This is a genomic window from Skermanella sp., assembly GCF_059503625.1.
Genome location: NZ_JCACHA010000321.1, coordinates 1 through 2,853, shown reverse-complemented (window position 1 = coordinate 2,853; position 2,853 = coordinate 1). Strand labels below are relative to the sequence as shown.

Annotated in this window: 4 protein-coding genes and 1 pseudogene; 1 reads left to right on the top strand and 4 read right to left on the bottom strand. The window is 55.6% G+C overall.

The genetic code is table 11. From position 1 onward, the window contains the following. Window positions 1-412, top strand: a 412-nt coding sequence (locus tag AC5JJ6_RS07310; RefSeq protein WP_496041402.1) for an IS66 family transposase, incomplete at its 5' end; no start/stop codon positions are given. A gap of 34 nt (window positions 413-446) precedes the next feature. Here the strand turns inward: AC5JJ6_RS07310 and AC5JJ6_RS07305 are convergent. The 4 genes and pseudogenes from AC5JJ6_RS07305 to AC5JJ6_RS07290 all read right to left on the bottom strand — a co-directional run. Beyond that, window positions 447-629: pseudogene (locus AC5JJ6_RS07305) on the bottom strand (IS5/IS1182 family transposase); the annotation flags it as partial. 43 nt (window positions 630-672) lie between these two features. Further along, a complete protein-coding gene (locus tag AC5JJ6_RS07300; protein ID WP_496041401.1) occupies window positions 673-933 on the bottom strand; it encodes a hypothetical protein in 261 nt (86 codons plus the stop codon). A gap of 50 nt (window positions 934-983) precedes the next feature. Then, entirely contained in the window at window positions 984-1,934 is a 951-nt protein-coding gene (locus tag AC5JJ6_RS07295) for a L,D-transpeptidase (protein ID WP_496041400.1), read from the bottom strand. 11 nt (window positions 1,935-1,945) lie between these two features. Continuing rightward, window positions 1,946-2,853, bottom strand: a 908-nt coding sequence (locus tag AC5JJ6_RS07290; protein WP_496041399.1) for a hypothetical protein, incomplete at its 5' end; no start/stop codon positions are given.

Genomic DNA, 2,853 nt, shown 5'->3' with positions numbered 1-2,853 from the left:
AAAGATCCGCGATCACCTGCGCTGGGCCATCCGTGTCGGCAAGCGAAGACCGGACCTCAAGGACAGCACGCTCGCCGCCTACGCCGCCAAGGCCGAGCGCGGCCTCGATGCGCTGCTCGGTGTTCCCGCCGCCCATCCGGCCGGGCGCGAGCTGCAGCGCCAGATCAAAGCATGGCGCGGCAAGTTCTTCGTCTTTCTCGCCGATCGCCGCGTACCACCGACTAACAATGGCTGCGAGCAGGAGATCCGCCGCTCCGTGGTCTTCCGCAAAGTGACGAACGGCTTCCGTTCCGATTGGGGGCCGGGCATCCACGCCGGCTATCGCTCCGTGACCGGAACCGCGCGCCGGCGCGGCCAGTCCGCCTGGACCGCCATCCGCGACCTCGTCGACGGGACCTTCGCCGTCGCCTGACCGCTCACCGGCATCCAACCCCGTGAGCAATCACTAAAACGTGGAAGCCGGAAGGAATAACTGGTGGCTGCTGACCGGGAGCACACCAGAATCGCTGGACGCCGGTCCATCAATGCCTGGCGATCGTCAGGGTCCATCCAAGGTTTCCCTTCATCCAGCTTTTCAGACCTTGATAACTGCTGTCAGCCCAGACCAGCACGGTGGTGGGAAATAATACGGTTTCCGGCTGAGTGATTTGAAATCGGTGATGACCTGGAGGATCAATTGTGCCTGGGCCACCAGTGGAACAGGGTATTGGCCCTGATCTGATCGGGATCATCGCCGAGGATGCGGCAGCGTTCCGCCAAGGCCTCGTGGAGATCGTCGAGGGTCTCGAAATGGGTGTTGGCGAGAGCTTCGTCGGTCAGCGGCCACAGATGCTCGGCGGGCTGCAGTTCAGGCAAGTATGCCGGCAGAAACATCAGCTCAATGCCATCGGGGACCTGAAGATCGTTGGCGATGTGGGAGCCGGCACGGTTCAACCCTCTAAACGGCCTATATTGGCATTCGCTAAGCCTTATCACTGAAAATATTAGTCTTGAGGGGGATCAGTAACACCATTAGCCTGCGACCGGCGAGTCAGTGATGAATGTTTCCGAACTGCGCGCAGGTGTAGTAGCTGCCCATCACGTCGGTCAAGAGCCGTTGAAATAACACCTTGTTCATCCTTCGACATTCCTCCAAGACGTACCGCTATGTCTGCCAATCTTTGTGCGTTCGAAGCTGATTGGGCGGCCGTATCGGGCATGCGGTTTTCGTTCAAGCCTTGAATTTGACTGCTTTCGGGGAAAATTTGAACAAAGACCCCGTCTCGCGCTGACCGAATGATCACCGGCATGTCGACGATGTGAACGATGGTGCCAGTCCTCACCTCAGCCATAAGCACCATAACGTCTGCATTTCGCATCCGGATACATCCCAGTGTAGATAGGCGGCTGATCGAGGTTATGTCGTTGTTGCCGTGGATGAGGATCCCCGGCCAACCGAGACGCAGCGCAGCATCACCTAAGGGATTATCGTCTCCAGGAGGAACCTGTTTGGGAACGTCGGGGGAACTGCGCCTCACAGAGGCCGGGGGATACCACGTCGGCTTGGTTCGCTTATCAAGTATTATAGTGGCACCCTCAGGCGTCGGTGATTCAGGGCGCCCGAGGCCGACAGGAAATACCATGGCGGAACCGTCAGAGTGGATAAGGTAAAGTGTAAGATTTGCTTTGTTGATCAAAACGCCAGGCGCGACGTCAGGAATGAGAAATGGTGTGCTGGTTCTAATTGTCCGAGAACCAAGATTGTCATCCGTCCGTAGCAATGGATTCAGCAAACGCAGCCATAAAACGCTGGTACCGGCGGCTTGCGCCATCAAAACGAGATCGGCCTCGTCCTTCAATTGCACCGAGTGATCGATGCCGGTAACAATTGGAGGAGCAGCCTGGACTGGATCACACAAAGCTGCAACTAGGAGGCTTAGAAACAAAGCACGCATTATCGCCTGTCCTACCGGGTTCGATGATGAGCAGGTAAATCCTTAACAATCATTCCAACGACAAACAAGCGTCCGCTAACATCGGTTAGTTGTACAGACTCGGACAGCCGCACGGTGACAAAGTATACGGATATAGCAGGGAAATAACTGGAATCCTGAATATCGTTCGCGATCGGCTGTCGGTCAGTGGCGAGAGTCGTTCCACCGAACAAACCGACACCGGAAATTCGAAGTACCTCGTCCAACAACAAAGACTCGTCGAGCCATGGGCGTCGTATTTCGATCAGTGAGATGTGGATCGTGATTGGGTCAGGTGCTCCATCGCCGCAATCTAAGCAAATTGGAAGTGAGTCGCCACCGTTGACATAGACAACAGGACGAAGCTCAGCCTTGGGTGCTGTAGGCAATGGATTCGATGCCGCCAAGCGCTGCCGTGCATTTTCTAGGGTGTGAGCCGGTGACGTTTCGATCAAGCGATTGTAAAGCGATAGCGCCAATCCTATTGATTTTTTATATCCCTGTTCCAACCATAGGAACTGCGCGTTCTTAAGATCCTGCAGCAGCAAAGAAACCTGTTCGCCTTTTGTCGGGTCAAGGACGAATGCTGTATATCTGTCCCGCAATTCGGCTACCAACTCCGCATGGGCCCAGTAGATCTTCTGACGTTCCGACATGCGAGGCGGTCGCATTGGTTTATTCTTTGCCTGCTCCAACAGGTCACGTTCAACCGCCATGATCGCTCGTTGACGGGTCGCCGCAGCCAGGTCATCAACAGCAGTGGCGAGCACAATTCGCCGGTATCTATCTAGAACGCTGCCTTGTCCAAGGATATGCCGTTCATAGGACGACGGTACTTCATCGGCAACTGACAGAAGATAATGATCGGATGCGGCAGCATCAAGGCTAGGGATACTCCAAA